This is a genomic window from Isoptericola jiangsuensis (assembly GCF_048320105.1).
In the GTDB taxonomy this organism is placed as follows: Bacteria; Actinomycetota; Actinomycetes; order Actinomycetales; family Cellulomonadaceae; genus Isoptericola; species Isoptericola jiangsuensis_A.
Genome location: NZ_CP182942.1, coordinates 1731894 through 1749388, shown reverse-complemented (window position 1 = coordinate 1749388; position 17495 = coordinate 1731894). Strand labels below are relative to the sequence as shown.

The 17495-nt window shown below is 72.5% G+C and carries 16 protein-coding genes; 14 read left to right on the top strand and 2 right to left on the bottom strand.

The genetic code is table 11. The annotated features are described in order from the left end of the window. Positions 1 to 104: 104 nt before the first annotated feature. Positions 105 to 1478, bottom strand: a complete 1374-nt coding sequence (locus tag ACNHYB_RS08270) for an isochorismate synthase (protein ID WP_418277943.1) — start codon at positions 1476 to 1478, stop codon at positions 105 to 107. Between the two features lie 130 nt (positions 1479 to 1608). Here ACNHYB_RS08270 and ACNHYB_RS08265 point away from each other — a divergent pair, with 130 nt between their 5' ends. Beyond that, entirely contained in the window at positions 1609 to 2307 is a 699-nt protein-coding gene (locus tag ACNHYB_RS08265) for a demethylmenaquinone methyltransferase (protein WP_418277942.1), read from the top strand. Between the two features lie 175 nt (positions 2308 to 2482). Here ACNHYB_RS08265 and ACNHYB_RS08260 read toward each other — a convergent pair whose 3' ends face one another. Further along, the gene (locus ACNHYB_RS08260) at positions 2483 to 2656 is read right to left on the bottom strand and encodes a YtxH domain-containing protein (RefSeq protein ID WP_418277941.1); all 174 of its coding nucleotides are present in this window, start codon (positions 2654 to 2656) and stop codon (positions 2483 to 2485) included. Between the two features lie 213 nt (positions 2657 to 2869). Between ACNHYB_RS08260 and ACNHYB_RS08255 the strand changes: the two genes are divergently transcribed. The 13 genes from ACNHYB_RS08255 (at position 2870) to nuoL (ending at position 17485) form a co-directional block, all read left to right on the top strand. Then, a complete protein-coding gene (locus ACNHYB_RS08255) occupies positions 2870 to 4183 on the top strand; it encodes a geranylgeranyl reductase family protein (protein ID WP_418277940.1) in 1314 nt (437 codons plus the stop codon). Between the two features lie 135 nt (positions 4184 to 4318). After that, the gene (locus ACNHYB_RS08250) at positions 4319 to 4681 is read left to right on the top strand and encodes an NADH-quinone oxidoreductase subunit A (RefSeq protein WP_418277939.1); all 363 of its coding nucleotides are present in this window, start codon (positions 4319 to 4321) and stop codon (positions 4679 to 4681) included. Positions 4682 to 4744: 63 nt separating this feature from the next. Further along, positions 4745 to 5296, top strand: a complete 552-nt coding sequence (locus ACNHYB_RS08245) for a NuoB/complex I 20 kDa subunit family protein (RefSeq protein WP_418277938.1) — start codon at positions 4745 to 4747, stop codon at positions 5294 to 5296. Then, a complete protein-coding gene (locus ACNHYB_RS08240) occupies positions 5293 to 6066 on the top strand; it encodes an NADH-quinone oxidoreductase subunit C (RefSeq protein WP_418277937.1) in 774 nt (257 codons plus the stop codon). The genes ACNHYB_RS08245 and ACNHYB_RS08240 overlap by 4 nt, the downstream gene beginning before the upstream one ends. Continuing rightward, entirely contained in the window at positions 6063 to 7424 is a 1362-nt protein-coding gene (locus ACNHYB_RS08235; RefSeq protein ID WP_418277936.1) for an NADH-quinone oxidoreductase subunit D, read from the top strand. Before ACNHYB_RS08240 ends, ACNHYB_RS08235 begins: the two co-directional genes overlap by 4 nt. Then, complete coding sequence (gene nuoE / locus ACNHYB_RS08230; RefSeq protein WP_418277935.1) at positions 7421 to 8308, top strand: NADH-quinone oxidoreductase subunit NuoE; 888 nt, start codon at positions 7421 to 7423, stop codon at positions 8306 to 8308. The genes ACNHYB_RS08235 and nuoE overlap by 4 nt, the downstream gene beginning before the upstream one ends. Further along, complete coding sequence (gene nuoF / locus ACNHYB_RS08225; RefSeq protein WP_418277934.1) at positions 8301 to 9638, top strand: NADH-quinone oxidoreductase subunit NuoF; 1338 nt, start codon at positions 8301 to 8303, stop codon at positions 9636 to 9638. The genes nuoE and nuoF overlap by 8 nt, the downstream gene beginning before the upstream one ends. Continuing rightward, positions 9635 to 12235, top strand: a complete 2601-nt coding sequence (locus tag ACNHYB_RS08220; RefSeq protein ID WP_418277933.1) for an NADH-quinone oxidoreductase subunit G — start codon at positions 9635 to 9637, stop codon at positions 12233 to 12235. Before nuoF ends, ACNHYB_RS08220 begins: the two co-directional genes overlap by 4 nt. After that, positions 12232 to 13623: an NADH-quinone oxidoreductase subunit NuoH gene (gene nuoH, locus ACNHYB_RS08215; protein WP_418277932.1), complete on the top strand. Its 1392-nt coding sequence runs from the start codon at positions 12232 to 12234 to the stop codon at positions 13621 to 13623. Before ACNHYB_RS08220 ends, nuoH begins: the two co-directional genes overlap by 4 nt. Continuing rightward, the gene (gene nuoI / locus ACNHYB_RS08210) at positions 13620 to 14405 is read left to right on the top strand and encodes an NADH-quinone oxidoreductase subunit NuoI (protein WP_418277931.1); all 786 of its coding nucleotides are present in this window, start codon (positions 13620 to 13622) and stop codon (positions 14403 to 14405) included. Before nuoH ends, nuoI begins: the two co-directional genes overlap by 4 nt. Then, entirely contained in the window at positions 14402 to 15214 is an 813-nt protein-coding gene (locus ACNHYB_RS08205) for an NADH-quinone oxidoreductase subunit J (protein WP_418277930.1), read from the top strand. Before nuoI ends, ACNHYB_RS08205 begins: the two co-directional genes overlap by 4 nt. Then, positions 15214 to 15513, top strand: coding sequence for an NADH-quinone oxidoreductase subunit NuoK (gene nuoK / locus ACNHYB_RS08200; RefSeq protein WP_418277929.1), 300 nt, complete (start codon positions 15214 to 15216; stop codon positions 15511 to 15513). Before ACNHYB_RS08205 ends, nuoK begins: the two co-directional genes overlap by 1 nt. A gap of 13 nt (positions 15514 to 15526) precedes the next feature. Next, positions 15527 to 17485, top strand: coding sequence for an NADH-quinone oxidoreductase subunit L (nuoL, locus tag ACNHYB_RS08195; protein ID WP_418277928.1), 1959 nt, complete (start codon positions 15527 to 15529; stop codon positions 17483 to 17485). The last annotated feature ends 10 nt before the right edge of the window (positions 17486 to 17495 follow it).

Below are 17495 nucleotides of genomic sequence, written 5' to 3'. Positions count from 1 at the left end.
GTCGGATCGGCAGAACGCCACCGTGTCGGCAGGGAATCCTGCCGACACGGTGGCGTTCTGCTGAACCGGGGTGAGGGTGAGGGTGAGCAGACGGGCGGGGAGGGTCAGTCCGCGCCGAGCGCCCAGCGCATGGGCACCAGCTTCGCGTCGGACTCCGCGAGCTCGGCGGCCGGGTCGGACGCCGCCACGATCCCGCACCCGGCGAAGAGGCGCAGGTGGTGCGGGTCCTCGCCGAGCTCCGCGGACCTCAGCGCGATGCCCCACTCGCCGTCGCCGTCGGCCCCGACCCAGCCCACCGGACCGGCGTAGCGGGACCGGTCCATCCCCTCGATCTCGCGGATGAGGTCCCGGGCCGCGACCGTCGGCGTGCCGCACACTGCCGCCGACGGGTGCAGCGCAGCCGCGAGCCCCAGGGAGCTCGCGCGCGCACCCGGGTCGAGCACGGCCGTGACGTCCGAGGCGAGGTGCATGACGTTCGGCAGGTGGAGCACGAACGGGGCGTCCGGGACGTTCATCGACGTGCAGAACCGTTCCAGCTCGTGGGCCACCGAACGGACCGCGTACTCGTGCTCCTCCAGGTCCTTGGAGGAGCGGGCGAGCTGGGCGGCGTGCAGCAGGGCGTCGTCGTCGCTCATGCCGGCCTCCCGGCGGATCGTGCCGGCCAGGACGCGCGAGGTGACCAGGCCCTTCTCGCTGCGCACGAGCAGCTCCGGGGTCGCGCCGATCATCCCCGCCACGCAGAACGTCCAGCAGGACTCGTAGCCCTCGGCGAGCCGGGCGAGCAGCCAGCGCGGGTCCACGGGCCGTTCGGCGGTCGCGACGACGTCACGGGCGAGCACCACCTTCTCCAGCTCGCCGGCCTGGATGCGGGCCACGGCCTCGGCGACGACGGCGGGCCAGTCGCGGGCCCCCACGGCGCCGTCGGCGAGGCGCACCGGTCCGGGCGAGGTGACCGGCGCGCGGTGCACCGCGGCCAGCGCGTCCTCGCCGGGCGCGTCGAGGACGTCGCCGCTCGTGATCGTCGTCATCCACGCGTCCTCGCCGCGCCGTCCGACGACGACGCGCGGCACGACGAGCGTGCCCTGCTCGCGTGCGCCGTCGAACGCGTCACCGGTGGGGCCGTCGTCGAACGCGAAGGTGCCGAACGCGACGGGTCCCGTGCCGGGCAGGCGCACCTCGTCGCGGACGACGGCGTGGGCGAGCGTGGCCTGCCACGCCTCCTCGGCGTCGGCGAACCGGCCGGGTCCGAACGTGTCGAGCCGCAGCGCCTCGCCCCAGCCGACCAGACCGTCGCCACGCCGCACCCACGTGAGCGGGCGGACGTCGGGCAGGAGATCGACGAGGGCGGTCAGCCCCGTGGGCAGCGAGTCCAGGCGGACCGTGCGCACCACCAGGGGGCGGGCCTCAGGGCTCCGGGACGGCGTGCCGACGGAGGTTCCCGACGGCGGGACCGGCGCCGGGCGGGGCGTGGCTGACATCGTGCCCACCTTACGTCGCGCGCCGCGGACCTTGCCCGCCCGCACTGCCCACGCGGCACGACGCGGCACGACGCGGCACGGCGGGGCCAGTCGGGCCGCGCGGCACGATGGTCGTGGGACGATGGGCGACGTGTCCCGCGCCAGCCTGGAGAAGAAGCCCGCCGAGGTCGCGTCGATGTTCGACGGGATCGCCGAGCGCTACGACCTGACCAACGACCTGATCTCGCTCGGGCAGGACCGCCGGTGGCGTCGTGCCACGGTGGCCGCCGTCGGAGCCGGCCCGGGGGACCGGGTCCTGGACCTGGCCGCGGGCACGGGGACGTCCAGCGAACCCTTCGCGGACTCGGGTGCCGTCGTCGTGCCGTCGGACTTCTCGCTGGGGATGCTCACGGTGGGCAAGTCCCGCCGGGCCGACCTGCCGTTCGTGGCGGGCGACGCCACCCGGCTGCCGTTCGCGGACGCCTCGTTCGACGCGGTGACGATCAGCTTCGGGCTGCGCAACGTGGTGGACACGGTCGGCGCGCTGGGCGAGATGCTGCGCGTCACCCGTCCGGGCGGGCGCGTGGTGATCTGCGAGTTCTCGCACCCGACGTGGGCGCCGCTGCGGACCCTGTACATGGAGTACCTGATGCGGGCGCTGCCGCCCGTGGCGGCCGCCGTGACCCGGGACAAGGGCTCCTACGAGTACCTGGCCGAGTCGATCCGGGCCTGGCCGGACCAGGACGCGCTGGGGCGCCTGCTGCTGGAGGCCGGCTGGTCGAGGGTCGGGTACCGCAACCTGTCGGGCGGCATCGTCGCCCTGCACCGCGCCACGCGTCCCCGCGACTGAGGTTCTGCCCGCGAGCGCCGGGCGCCGGGCGCCGGGCATCGGGCGCCGGGTGCCGGGGTGCCTGAGATGAGGCCGAGTGTCGGCGACGGTAGGCGGCAGGCGGGCTGCTCGACAGGCTGGGGCCGGGTGTCCGAGCGCGGTCGCGCTCGGACACCCGGCCCCACCCTGACGGTGATCAGGCCTTGCTCGTGACCTTCTCCTGGACCTCGCTGACCTTCTCCTGCACGCGAGGGTCGTTCCACGTGTCGACTGCCCAGCCCTTGGCCTTGTCGAGCTGCTCCCGGCCCTTGTCGGTGCCGAGGAAGTAGCCGAGGGCGACACCGGCGGCGAGTGTGGTGATGGCCTTCATGGTTCCGTACCTCCTGGGTGGCGGACTCCTGCGGGATGGTGTGGTCTCGACCGTATGCGGTGGCCAGCGATGACGCCACCGTGGCTTCCAGGGAAGGCTTGCCTTCCTACACAGGGATCCGTGAACGTGGTTAGAGTGCTCGCAGAACGTTGTGATCGAGTTCACAAAGATCTCCGGCAAGGGCGTCGGGGTCTCACTTTTCCGGGGTGAGCAGTGCGAACGACGCAGGGCGACGACGCGGACGTGATCGTCGTGGGCGCTGGTCCTGCCGGCGCGTCGACGGCGCACTGGTGCGCCTCCGCGGGGCTCGACGTGCTCCTGCTGGAGAAGTCCGCGTTCCCCCGGGACAAGGTCTGCGGTGACGGGCTCACCCCCCGAGCCGTGGCCGAGCTGGCCCGGATGGGTGTGGAGACCCGCACGGAGGACGGCTGGATCCGCAACGAGGGTCTGCGCGTCGTGGCCGGCGGGCGTTCGTGGGAGCTCGCCTGGCCCGACCTGACGACGTACCCGGGCTACGGCATGGCCCGTTCCCGCATGACCCTCGACCACGGTCTGGTGCAGCACGCCCAGGCGTCGGGCGCCAAGCTGCTCGAACGGACCCGCGTCACCGGCCCCGAGGTGGACGAGCGCACCGGCCGCGTGGTCGGCGTCGTCGCCCAGGCGCTGGACGGGCGTGGCCGGGCGGACGGCGCCCCCCGGACGCTGCGCGCCCCGGTCGTGGTCGCCGCCGACGGCGTGTCGTCGCGCTTCGCGACGGCGCTCGGCGTCACCCGGCGGGACGACCGCCCCATGGGCACCGCGGTGCGCACCTACTTCCGCACCGAGGGCACCGCCCGCCACGAGGACCCCTTCATGGAGTCCCACCTGGAGCTGTGGGACGGCACGCCGGGGGAGTCGAACCTGCTGCCCGGCTACGGCTGGATCTTCGCCCTGGGTGACGGCACGGCCAACGTGGGCCTCGGGTCGGTGTCCTCGACGCCCGCCCGCCAGTCCGCGGCCGGCCACGACTACCGCGCGCTGCTGGACACCTGGGTGCGCAGCACCCCCGCCGGGTGGGGGTTCACGGCCGAGAACCAGGTGGGCCCGATCCGCGGTGCCGCGCTGCCGATGGGCTTCAACCGGGCGCCGTTGTACGCGAACGGCGCGATCCTCGTCGGCGACGCCGCCGGGATGGTCAGCCCGTTCAACGGTGAGGGCATCGCGTACGGGCTGCAGGCGGGCCGGGTGGCCGCGGAGTCGATCGCGCAGGCTCGCACGCGCCTGACCGACGACGCCCGCGAGCGCACGCTCGCCACGTACGCGGACCGGATGCGCGCCGACCTCGGTGGCTACTACACGCTGGGTCGCTGGTTCGTCCGTCTCATCGAGCACCCGGCGGTCATGCGGGCGTGCGTGCGGTACGGGCTGCCCCGCCCGGTGGTGATGCAGTTCGTCCTCAAGCTGCTCTCGGACTGCTACGAACCGCGCGGCGGCGACTGGGTCGACCGGGTGATCGCGGGACTCACGAGGGTGGTTCCCAAGGCATGAGCGCGAGGAGCCCCCGTGCAGGGGCGGCGAGGTACGAGGTGTGCCGGAGCGAGGCACCGCAGCGGTCGTGCGAGGCGAACCCCGCATGATTTCCGCAGTGGCACGACGAAGTGACGCGAACGTGGAGGCAGACCGATGACCAACCCCTACCTGCCGGTCCTGATCCTCATGGGGATCGGGCTGGTGCTCGCCCTCGGCGGGGTGGCGGCGAGCGCCGTCATCGGCCCGAAGCGCTACAACCGGGCCAAGCTGGACGCCTACGAGTGCGGCATCGAGCCGACGCCGCACGCGACGGGCGGCGGGCGCCTGCCGATCAAGTACTACCTGGTCGCGATGACGTTCATCGTCTTCGACATCGAGGTGGTCTTCCTCTACCCGTGGGCGGTGGACTTCACGGTCCTGGCGGGCTTCGGGCTGGCGGCGATGGTGATCTTCCTCGCGCTGATCACGGTGCCGTTCGTGTACGAGTGGCGGCGCGGCGGGTTCGACTGGGTCTGACGAGGTGAGCGGCAAGGGGGCCGGTCCTGCACCGGCACCACGGTTCTGCGGGGAGGAGGAGACATGGGGCTGGAAGAGGCACCGTCAGGGTTCCTGCTGACGACGATCGAGGATCTCGCGGGCTACCTGCGCAAGGCGTCGGTGTGGCCGGTGACGTTCGGGCTGGCGTGCTGCGCCATCGAGATGATGGCGGCGGGCGCGTCCCGGTTCGACCTGTCACGGTTCGGCATGGAGGTGTTCCGCGCGTCGCCGCGCCAGGCGGACCTGATGATCGTGGCGGGCCGGGTGAGCCAGAAGATGGCACCGGTGGTCCGTCAGGTCTACGACCAGATGAGCGAGCCCAAGTGGGTGCTGTCGATGGGCGTGTGCGCGTCCAGCGGTGGGATGTTCAACAACTACGCGATCGTCCAGGGCGTGGACCACGTGGTGCCGGTGGACATCTACCTGCCGGGCTGCCCGCCGCGTCCCGAGATGCTGATCAACGCGATCCTGGCGCTGCACCAGCAGATCCAGGACTCGCCGCTGGGCGTGAACCGTGTCGAGGCGGCGAAGGCGGCGGAGGCCGCGGCGCTGGAGTCGACACCGACGTCCCGGATGCTGGGGCTGCTGCGATGAGCGGGGACGACGTCATGAAGGACCTGCAGGGTCCGACGGCGCCGGACGCCGCTGCTGCGGGCGGTCCGACGGCGGAGGTCGTGCGGGAGCACACGGGCATGTTCGGCGTGCACGGCTCGGGCGACACCACGGGCTACGGCGGGCTGACGCGGGTGCTGACGATGCCGCCGGCGGCGGCACGCCCGTACGGGGGCTGGTTCGACGAGGCGGTCGACGTGCTGGCGGAGGTGCTGGGGGACGCCGGCGTGGAGTTCGACGAGGCCGTCGAGCGGGTGATGATCACCGATCCGCGGGGTCGCGGCGAGGGCGAGGACCCGAGCCCGGAGGCCGAGCTGACGCTGTACGTGGCGCGTGAGCACCTGGTCGCGGTGTGCCGGGCGCTGCGCGACGACCAGGACCTGCGCTTCGAGCTGTCGCTGGGCGTGTCGGGGGTGCACTACCCGCAGGACGACGGTCGTGAGCTGCACGCCGTCTACCACCTGACGTCGGTGACGCACGGGCGGCGGCTGCGCGTGGAGACCACCTGTCCGGACGCGGACCCGCACCTGCCGTCCACGACGGAGGTCTACCCGACGAACGACTGGCACGAGCGCGAGACGTACGACTTCTTCGGCATCGTCTTCGACGGCCACCCGAGCCTGGCCCGGATCGAGATGCCGGACGACTGGCCGGGCCACCCGCAGCGCAAGGACTACCCGCTCGGCGGCATCCCCGTGGAGTACAAGGGCGCCACGGTGCCACCACCGGACGAGAGGAGGCGGTACTCATGACGGCGCAGACCGACACCGGCCCGCACCCCGTGCACTCCACCCGCCCGGCCGCGGAGGACTACGGGCCGGGCGTCGCCGGGTTCGAGGCCTCGGGCGGCGACTGGGACGAGATCGCGCGCGAGGCGATCGGCGAGGAGCGGATCGTCGTCAACATGGGGCCGCAGCACCCGTCCACGCACGGGGTGCTGCGCCTGATGCTGGAGATCGACGGCGAGACGGTCACCGAGGCCCGTTGCGGCATCGGGTACCTGCACACCGGCATCGAGAAGAACATGGAGTACCGCACCTGGACGCAGGGCACCACGTTCTGCACGCGCATGGACTACCTGGCGCCCTTCTACCAGGAGGCGGCGTACTGCCTGGGCACGGAGCGGCTGCTGAGCATCACCGACGACGTCCCGGAGCGGGCGAGCGTCATCCGGGTGGCCCTCATGGAGCTGAACCGGGTCGCCTCGCACCTGGTGTGCCTGGGTACGGGCGGCAACGAGATGGGCGCGACGACGGTCATGACGATCGGGTTCACGGCGCGCGAGGAGATCCTGCGGATCTTCGAGGCCGTCACCGGTCTGCGCATGAACCACGCGTTCATCCGTCCGGGCGGTGTCGCGCAGGACGTCCCCGAGGGCTTCACCGAGCAGGTGCGTGCGGCGCTGCCGAAGGTGCGCGGCTACCTCAAGGACCTGGGTGACCTCATGCTCGCCAACCCGATCTTCAAGTCCCGTCTGACGGACGTCGGCGTGCTGAACCTCGCCGGGTGCTTCGCCCTCGGCGTGACGGGCCCGGTGCTGCGCTCGGCGGGCCACCCCTACGACGTGCGCAAGGCGTTCCCGTACTCGGGGTACGAGACCTACGACTTCGACGTCCCCACGGACACGGCCGCGGACTGCTACGCGCGGGTCGTGATCCGGCTGGAGGAGTGCTACCAGTCGCTGCGGATCGTGGAGCAGTGCCTGACCAGGCTCGACGACTCGGTCGGCGCGCCGGTGATGGTCGAGGACAAGAAGATCGCCTGGCCGGCGCAGCTCGCCGTCGGGCACGACGGCCAGGGCAACTCGCTGGACCACATCCGCCACATCATGGGCACGTCCATGGAGGCCCTCATCCACCACTTCAAGCTGGTGACGGAGGGCTTCGGGGTCCCCGCCGGTCAGGCGTGGCAGACGGTCGAGCACCCACGCGGCGAGCTCGGGGTGCACGTCGTGTCCGACGGCGGCACGCGCCCCTACCGGGCGCACTTCCGCGACCCGTCGTTCAACAACCTCCAGGCCGTGTCGGTGCTGTGCGAGGGCGGCCAGGTGGCCGACGTCGTCGTCGCCGTCGCGTCCCTGGACCCGGTGCTGGGAGGGGTGGACCGATGACCGCCGAACCTGTCGGGGCGCGCTCGCGCACGGGGTACGACGCCGAGACCTTGGCCGCGCTGACGGCGGACGCCGAGCTGATCAAGGCCCGCTACCCCGACGAGCGGTCTGGGCTGCTGCCGATGCTGCACCTGGTGCAGTCGGTGGACGGGTACGTCAGCCGTGACGGCGTGGTGTTCTGCGCCGAGCAGCTCGGGCTCACGGCGGCCGAGGTGTCGGCCGTCGCGACGTTCTACACCCAGTACAAGCGCCACCCCAACGGCGAGTACACGGTGGGGGTGTGCACCAACACGCTGTGCGCCGTGATGGGCGGGGACGCCATCTTCGACCGGCTCAGCCAGCACCTCGACGTCGGCCACGACGAGACGACGCCGGACGGCAAGATCACCCTGGAGCGCGTGGAGTGCAACGCGGCCTGCGACTACGCCCCCGTGGTGATGGTCAACTGGGAGTTCTTCGACAACCAGACCCCGGGGTCGGCGACGGACCTGGCGGACCGGCTGAGGTCCGGCGAGGACGTGGCACCCACGCGGGGCGCGGCGAGCGTGTGCTCCTTCAAGCGGATGAGCCGTGTGCTGGCCGGGTTCTCGGACGGACGGGCCGACGAGGGCGTCGGCGCGGGCGACGCGACCCTGGCCGGGCTGCGGCTGGCGCGTGCCGCCGCCGCGGTGGACGGCATCGAGGAGCCGTCCTCCCAGGACGAAGCACCCGCCTCCGCACCCGCCTCGTCCGGCTCCCCGGCGGGCGACGCGGCACCCCGGACGGGTACCGAGCAGTCCAGCGCGGAACGGCAGGAGTCCGTGCCGGAGGACGACAACCCGGGGCGTTCGCCGTCGGGCGGCAAGCCCAACCCCGAGCCGGAGAAGGGTGGCGACGATGACTGACCTGCTCCCCGTCCTGACGGACACCTGGGACCACGACCGGTCGTGGACGCTGGCGACCTACGAGGCCGCCGGCGGGTACGCGGGCCTGCGCAAGGCGCTCGCCACGCCGCCCGCCGAGATCGTGCAGGCCGTGAAGGACTCGGGCCTGCGCGGCCGCGGCGGCGCCGGGTTCCCCACCGGCATGAAGTGGGGCTTCCTGCCCCCGCCGGACGGCGGCCCCCGCTACCTCGTGGTCAACGCCGACGAGTCGGAACCGGGCACCTGCAAGGACATCCCGCTCATGCTCGCCAGCCCGCAGCACCTGATCGAGGGCGTCGCGATCACCAGCTACGCCATCGGCTGCCACCACGCGTTCATCTACGTGCGCGGCGAGGTCCTGCACGTCTACCGGCGCCTGCTCGCCGCCGTCGCCGAGGCGTACGAGGCCGGCCACCTCGGCACGGACGTCCACGGGTCGGGCTTCGACCTGGAGGTGACGGTGCACGCCGGGGCGGGCGCCTACATCTGCGGCGAGGAGACGGCGCTGCTCGACTCCCTGGAGGGCCGCCGCGGCCAGCCGCGGCTCAAGCCCCCGTTCCCCGCGGTGGCGGGCCTGTACGCCCGGCCCACCGTCGTCAACAACGTGGAGTCCATCGCCTCGGTGCCCGGCATCGTCGCCCACGGCGCGGACTGGTTCGCCGCGATGGGCACGGAGAAGTCGCAGGGCCACGGGCTGTTCTCCCTGTCCGGGCACGTCACCACCCCCGGCCAGTACGAGGCCCCCCTGGGCATCACCCTGCGCGAGCTGCTCGACCTCTCCGGCGGTGTCCGGCAGGGCCACGAGCTGAAGTTCTGGACGCCTGGCGGGTCCTCCACCCCGATCTTCACCGCCGAGCACCTCGACGTGCCGCTGGACTACGAGTCCGTCGGGGCGGCGGGCTCCATGCTCGGCACCCGCGCCCTGCAGATCTTCGACGAGACGACCTGCGTGGTCCGGGCGGTGAGCCGCTGGACGGACTTCTACGCCCACGAGTCCTGCGGCAAGTGCACGCCGTGCCGCGAGGGCACCTACTGGCTCAAGCAGGTGCTGCACCGCATCGAGGCGGGCGCCGGTCACGAGCGCGACATCGACCTGCTGCTGGACCTGTGCGACAACATCCTCGGCCGGGCCTTCTGCGCCCTGGGCGACGGTGCGACGTCGCCCATCACGTCCAGCATCGAGCACTTCCGCGACGAGTACGAGGCCCACCTCGGCGGGCGCGGGTGCCCGCTCGACCCGGCCCGGTCCACCCTGTTCGACGACACGCCCGAGGCGCCGTCGGCGCTCGCGGGCGCGGGAGGCCAACGATGACCGCCACCACGGACAAGCCGGCCGGCGCGCCGCCGGTCGAGACGGTGACCTGCACGATCGACGAGGTCGAGGTCACGGTGCCGAAGGGCACCCTGATCATCCGGGCCGCCGAGCAGGTCGGGATCGAGATCCCGCGCTTCTGCGACCACCCGCTGCTGGAGCCCGCCGGCGCGTGCCGCCAGTGCCTCGTCGAGGTCTCCATGCCGGACCGCGAGGGCAACGTGCGACCCATGCCCAAGCCGCAGGCGTCGTGCACGATGACGGTCACGCCCGGCATGATCGTCAAGACGCAGCGCACCTCCGCCGTGGCGGACAAGGCGCAGCAGGGGGTCATGGAGCTGCTGCTCATGAACCACCCCCTGGACTGCCCGGTCTGCGACAAGGGCGGTGAGTGCCCGCTGCAGAACCAGGCGATGACCAACGGTCGGGGCGACACCCGGTTCGAGGACGTCAAGCGCACCTTCCCCAAGCCGATCCACGTGTCCACGCAGGTCCTGCTCGACCGCGAGCGGTGCGTGCTGTGCCAGCGGTGCACGCGGTTCAGCGAGGAGATCGCGGGCGACCAGTTCATCGCCCTGCAGGAGCGCGGTCCGCACCAGCAGATCGGCCGCTTCGACGAGGAGGTGCTGGACTTCGCCCCGCCCGCCGGGGAGGACCGTGCCGCCACGGCCGTGGACGTCCCGCTCGGCGTCGCGCTGCCCGACACCTCGGGCCAGCCGTTCGCGTCGTACTTCTCCGGCAACACCGTCCAGATCTGCCCGGTCGGTGCCCTGACGGGTGCGCGCTACCGGTTCCGTTCGCGCCCGTTCGACCTGGTGTCCTCGCCGAGCATCGCCGAGCACGACGCGTGCGGGTCCGCGATCCGCATCGACCACCGGCGTGGCACCGTGATGCGCCGGCTGTCGGGCAACGACCCGGCGGTCAACGCGGAGTGGATCACCGACAAGGACCGGTTCGCGTTCACCTGGCAGTCGGCACCGGACCGGCTGACGACGCCGCTGGTGCGCACCGACGGCGAGCTGCGGCCCGCCTCCTGGGTGGAGGCCCTCGAGGTCGCCGCCCGGGGCCTGGCGGCAGCCCGCGACGACGGCGGTGTGGGTGTCCTGCCCGGCGGCCGGCTCACCGTGGAGGACGCCTTCGCCTGGTCGCGGTTCGCCTGCACGGTGCTGCGCACCGACGACGTCGACCAGCGGGCCCGCGTGCACTCCGTGGAGGAGGCGGACTTCCTGGCCCACGCGGTGGCCGGCACCGGGATCGGTGTGACCTTCGCCGACCTGGAGGCCGCGCCCGCGGTGCTGCTGGCGGGCCTGGAGGCCGAGGAGGAGGCGGGCGTCACGTTCCTGCGGCTGCGCCAGGCGGTCCGCGCGGGGGCGCGCGTCTTCTCGGTGGCCCCGTTCGCCTCCCGCGGCCTGGCCCGGCTCGACGGCACGCTGCTGCCCGGGGCTCCCGGCACGGAGGCGGAGTGGTTGGGAACGCTGGCCGCGCAGGCCGCCGGTGACCTCGTGCCCGCCGACGCCGACCGCGAACGGCTCGCGGACGTCGCCGGCGCGCTGAGCGCCGACGGCGCCGTCGTCCTGGTGGGCGAGCGGCTCGCGTCGGCGCCCGGGGCGTACGCCGCCGCGCTGCGGCTCGCGGCCGCCACCGGCGCCCGCATCGCCTGGATCCCGCGCCGTGCGGGGGAGCGGGGCGGTGTCGAGGCGGGGCTCCTGCCGGGGCTGCTGCCGGGTGGGCGTCCTCTCGAGGACGCCGCCGCCCGTGCCGAGGTCGCCGCGGCCTGGGGCGTCGACGCCGCCACCCTGCCCAGCACCCGCGGCCTGGACACCGCCGGCATCCTCGACGCGCTGAGCGTGGGGCACCTGAGCGGGCTGCTCGTCGGGGGCCTGGAGCTCGCCGACCTGCCGGACCCGGAGCACGCCCGCCGGGCGATGCGCGCCGCCGGGTTCGTCGTCGCGCTCGAGGTGCGTCGCACCGAGGCCACCGACCTCGCCGACGTCGTCCTGCCCGTCGCGCCGCCCGTCGAGCGTGCCGGCTCCTACTGGAACTGGGAAGGTCGGGTCCGGTCGTTCGGTCAGGCGCTGGACTCCGCGGCGATGCCCGACCACCGCGTCCTGGACGCGCTCGCCGCCCAGCTCGACGTCGATCTCGGCACCCGGGACCCCGCCACCGCCCACCGGGCGATCGCGGCGCTCGGAGCCTGGTCGGGGGAGCGGTTCGCGGCACCCGACCAGGAGGCGGTCGACCCGCCACCGGTGCCCGCCGGCAGCGCGGTGCTCGCCGGGTGGCGGCTGCTGCTCGACGACGGCGCGCTGCAGGACGGCGAGGCGTTCCTCGCCGGCACCGCCAAGACCCCGGTCGCCCGGATGAGCGCGGCCACCGCGGCCGGGTTCGACGTCTTCGACGGCGACCGGGTGACGATCGCGACGGACCGCGGGTCCGTCACGCTGCCCGTCGCCATCACCGAGATGGTCGACCACGTGGTGTGGCTGCCGCTGGCGAGCGTGGGCTGCCGGGTGCACGAGAGCCTCGGCGTCTCGCCCGGCCAGCCCGTGCGGGTCGTCCCCGTCCAGGAGCCCACCGAGAACGGAGCCGACGCATGATCCCCGGGGTCGCCGCGGACTTCAGCCAGGACTGGATCTGGGTGTCGGCCATCAAGGCCCTGCTCATCGTGGTCTTCCTGCTGACCAGCGTGCTCTTCGCGATCTGGTTCGAGCGCAAGGTCGTGGCGCGGATGCAGCTGCGCCCGGGCCCCAACTGGCACGGACCGATGGGCCTGCTGCAGTCCCTCGCCGACGCGATGAAGCTCCTGCTCAAGGAGGACATGACGGTCACGCGGGCGGACAAGTTCGTCTACCTGCTCGCCCCGATGATCTCGGTGTTCTGCTCGTTGCTGGTGTTCGCCGTCATCCCCTTCGGGCCGACGGTGCCCATCCCGTTCACGGACTACTCCACCCCGGCCCAGCTCACCGACTTCCCGGTGGCGGTGCTGTACGTGCTGGCGTGCGCCTCCATCGGCGTCTACGGGATCGTGCTCGGCGGGTGGTCGTCCGGTTCCACGTACCCCCTGCTCGGTGCCGTGCGTTCGACCGCCCAGGTGATCAGCTACGAGCTGGCGATGGGGCTGTCCCTGGTGAGCGTCTTCATCATGGCCGGGTCCATGTCGACCTCCTCCATCGTCGACTCCCAGACCGAGCTGTGGTGGTTCATCCCGCTGGCCCCGGCGTTCGTCGTCTACCTGATCTCCATGGTCGGCGAGACGAACCGGCTGCCGTTCGACCTCCCGGAGGCCGAGGGCGAGCTGGTGTCCGGGTACATGACCGAGTACTCCTCGATGAAGTTCGCCTGGTTCTTCCTGGCGGAGTACATCGCGATGATCAACGTCTCGGCGGTCGCGACCACGCTGTTCCTCGGGGGCTGGCGGGCACCGTGGCCGCTGTCGATGATCAACGACGGCATGTTCAACACCGGCTGGTGGCCCGTGCTGTGGTTCCTGGCCAAGGTGTGGCTGCTGATGTTCGTGTTCGTGTGGATCCGCGGCACGCTCCTGCGGCTGCGCTACGACCAGTTCATGGTGTTCGGCTGGAAGGTGCTCATCCCGTTCGCCCTCGGCTGGCTCGTCGTGCTCGCGACGTTCCAGTGGTTCGGGATCGCCGGCATCACCCGCACGCAGATGATCGTCGCGATCGTCGGGGCGTTCGTCGTCGTCGTCGCGGTGCTCTGGCTGCTGCCGGAGCGCAAGAAGCCCGGCGGGCCCGACGACCCGGGCGGCGCCACCGCGGAGTTCGACGCCTTCGCGGGCGGCTACCCCGTCCCGCCGCTGCCCGGGCAGGCCCTGCCCCCGTCCCCGCGGGCGCGGCGCAAGGTCGCCCCGGCATCCGACGACGCCCCCGGCACCGAGGCCGGCACCGAGGCCGGCGCTCCCGGGACCTCGACGACCACGACCACGACCCGCACCGCGCAGACCGTCGACGACGAGGAGACGCGATGACCGACAAGCCCTACGAGCCGCTGCGGCCGACCAAGGGGCCGGTGGGCGAGCTCTTCGCCCCCGTCGCCGGGTTCGGCGTGACCTTCGCGGCCATGTTCAAGCCCGCCGTCACCGAGGAGTACCCGCGGCGCAAGACCCCGCCGCAGGGCCGCTTCCACGGACGCCACCAGCTCAACCGGTACGCCGACGGCCTGGAGAAGTGCATCGGCTGCGAGCTGTGCGCGTGGGCCTGCCCGGCCGACGCCATCTACGTCGAGGGCGCGGACAACGTCGACGCCGTCGACGGCGCCCCCGAGGCCCACATGAGCCCCGGCGAGCGCTACGGCCGCGTCTACCAGATCAACTACCTGCGCTGCATCTTCTGCGGGCTCTGCATCGAGGCGTGCCCCACCCGGGCGCTGACGATGAGCACGGACTACGAGCTCGCCGGCCCCACGCGCGCCGGGCTGATCTACGAGAAGCAGGACATCCTCGCCCCCCTCGCGCAGGGCATGCTCGCCGCCCCGCACCCGATGGTCGAGGGCACCACCGACACCGAGTACTACCGCGGCGAGGTCACCGCACCGACGTCGGAGCAGGTGGACTGGGTGCGCGAGCACCGGCCGGACGACGAGACCCTCGACGCGGCCGCCGCCGTCGTCGCGGGCGACGCCCCCGCTCCCGTGCCGGCGCAGCACGAGCTGCGACCCGACCAGGACCGGGCGACCGCGGAACGCGCCGCCGCCGAACGCTCCAACCTGGACGGCGACTGGACCAAGCGTGCGAAGGAGGCTCGCGCATGACCGTCTCCGGTGGCGAGACCGTCCTGTTCTGGGTGGCGGCCCCCCTGATGGTGCTGGCCGCCGCCGGCCTGCTGTTCGTGCGCCGGGCCGTGCACGCCGCGGTCTGCGTGGTGTTCGTGATGATCGGGCTCGCGGTGCTCTACATCGCCCAGGAGGCCCCCTTCCTCGGCATCGTGCAGATCGTGGTCTACACGGGCGCCGTGATGATGCTGTTCCTCTTCGTCCTGATGCTGGTGGGCGTCGACTCCGCCGACTCCCTCACCGAGACGATCCGCGGGCAGCGCTGGATCGGCCTGCTGCTCGGCCTCGGCCTGGCCGCCGTGCTCTGCGGCGTCGTCGCCCGGGCCACCTTCGGCCCGCCCCGCGGGCTCGCCGAGGCCAACGCCGTGACCAACCCGGTCGCGATCGCCCGCGTCGTCATGCAGGACTACGTGGTGGCGATGGAGGTCGTCGGCATCCTGCTCGTCACGGCCGCGCTCGCCGGGCTCGTGCTCACGCACCGCCGCCGGCTCGGACGCAAGCCCACCCAGCGGGCGCTCGCGGAGGCGAAGGTCGCCGCGCTGCCGTCCGGCCGCACGCTCACCCCGCTGCCGGCACCCGGCGTCTACGCCCAGAACAACGCCATGGACACCCCGGCCCTCGACCCGCAGGGCCGCCCGATCGAGCACTCCGTGCCCCGCGTGCTGCGCATCCGGGGCCAGGAGCGCTCCGCGGTCGAGATGCTCGGCGCGGAGGAGACCCTGGTGGCCCGCATCGCGGCACCGGCGGCCCAGGAGAACCCGGACGCCACCGACGGGGAGGCCCGCTGATGGAGCTCACCAACTACCTGTACCTCGCCTCGATCCTGTTCGCCCTGGGCGCCACCACGGTGCTGCTGCGGCGCAACGCGATCGTCGCGTTCATGGGCATCGAGCTGATGCTGAACGCCACCAACCTCGCCCTGGTGACGTTCGCGCGGATGCACGGCGACATCACCGGCCAGGTGCTGGCCTTCTTCGTGATGGTGGTCGCCGCCGCGGAGGTCGTGGTCGGGCTGGCGATCATCGTGACGATCTTCCGTGCCCGCCGCTCGGCCTCGGTCGACGACGTCAACCTGCTGAAGAACTGAGAGGGCGCGGGACATGGACACTCTTTCGCTCGCCCCCTGGCTGGTGGCGACACCCCTGATCGGCGCGGCCGTGCTGCTGCTCGCCGGTCGCCGCACCGACCGGTGGGGCCACTGGCTGGGCCTGCTCGCCTCGGTCGCCACGTTCGTGGTCGGGCTGATGATCCTGCTCGACATGCTGGGGGTGCCCGCCGACGAGCGCGTCGCCCAGCACACGGTCGGCACCTGGATCGAGGCCGGCCCGCTGAGCGTCGACCTCGGGTTCCGGATCGACCCGCTGTCGATGACGTTCGTCATGCTGGTGACGTTCGTGGGCTCGCTCATCCATCTGTACTCGGTGGCGTACATGTCCCACGACCGGGACCGCCGCCGCTTCTTCGCCTACCTCAACCTGTTCGTCGCGGCGATGCTGCTGCTGGTCACCGCCGACTCCTACCTGCTGCTGTTCGTCGGCTGGGAGGGCGTGGGCCTGGCGTCGTACCTGCTCATCGGGTTCTGGGGCCACGAGCTGCCGAACGCGGTCGCCGGCAAGAAGGCGTTCATCATGAACCGTGTCGGCGACATGGGCCTCATCGCCGCGATGATGCTCCTGCTCGCCCACGTCGGCGCGCTCGACTTCACCTCCGTGCTCGGCAGCACCGGGGCGGACGCCGTCGAGGGTGCCACCGGGCTCTCGGAGGGCTCGGCCACCGCCATCGGCCTGCTGCTCCTGCTCGCCGCGTGCGGCAAGTCCGCCCAGCTGCCGCTGCAGGCGTGGCTCGGGGACGCGATGGCCGGCCCGACGCCGGTCTCGGCGCTCATCCACGCCGCCACCATGGTCACCGCGGGCGTCTACCTGCTGGTCCGGTCCGGACCGCTCCTCGAGGCGGCCCCCGACGCGCAGCTCGTCGTCGCGATCGTCGGTGCGCTCACCCTGCTGTTCGGGGCGGTCGTGGGCTGCGCGAAGGACGACATCAAGAAGGCGCTCGCGGCGTCCACGATGTCGCAGATCGGCTACATGATGCTCGCCGCCGGCCTCGGGCCCGTCGGGTACGCGTTCGCGATCTTCCACCTGCTCACCCACGGCTTCTTCAAGGCCGGCCTGTTCCTCGGCGCCGGCTCGGTGATGCACGCGATGGACGACGACGTGAACATGCGCCGCTTCGGCGGGCTGGCCCGGCTGCTGCCGGTCACGGCGATCACGATGGGGCTCGGCTGGCTGGCCATCCTCGGCGTCCCGCCGTTCTCCGGCTTCTACTCCAAGGACAAGATCATCGAGACGGCGTTCGTGGGCGAGGGCTGGCGGCCCTGGGTGTTCGGCATCGTCGCGCTGGTCGGCGCGGGCATCACCGCCTACTACATGTCGCGGCTGTTCTTCATGACGTTCATGGGACGACGGCGCTGGACCTCCGAGCGCTCGCAGACCCCGGGCGGAGCGGACCACCTGGTGACGCGGCACCCGCACGAGTCGCCGTGGATGATGACCCTGCCGATGATCGTGCTGGCCTTCGGGTCGGTCGGTCTGGGGTTCGTGCTCAACGCCGGGGACCGGTTCGTCCACTGGCTGGAACCGGTGACGGGCCACGCGGAGCACCACGAGCCGGTCCTGCCGATCTGGCTGATCATGACGCTCACGCTGCTGCTCGTCGCGGTGGGCCTGGTGCTCGCCTTCGTCCAGTACGCGACGCGCCCCGTGCCCACCGAGCCTCCGCCGGCACCGGCCCTGGTCCGCGCGGCACGGGTCGACCTGCACCAGGACGACGTCAACGAGGCGCTCGTCATGCTGCCGGGCCAGGTGCTGACCCGGTCGCTGGTGTACGCCGACCGCACCGCGGTCGACGCGGGCTGGCTCGGGCTGGCGAGCGGCGTGGGACGGTTGGGCCGCTGGCTGCGCGGGATGCAGTCCGGGTACACACGGCAGTACGTCGCGGTGACCCTCGGTGGTCTCGGGTTCGTGGCGCTGGTGATCGTCCTCGTCGCCGGTACGGCGAGCTGAGGGGACGGAA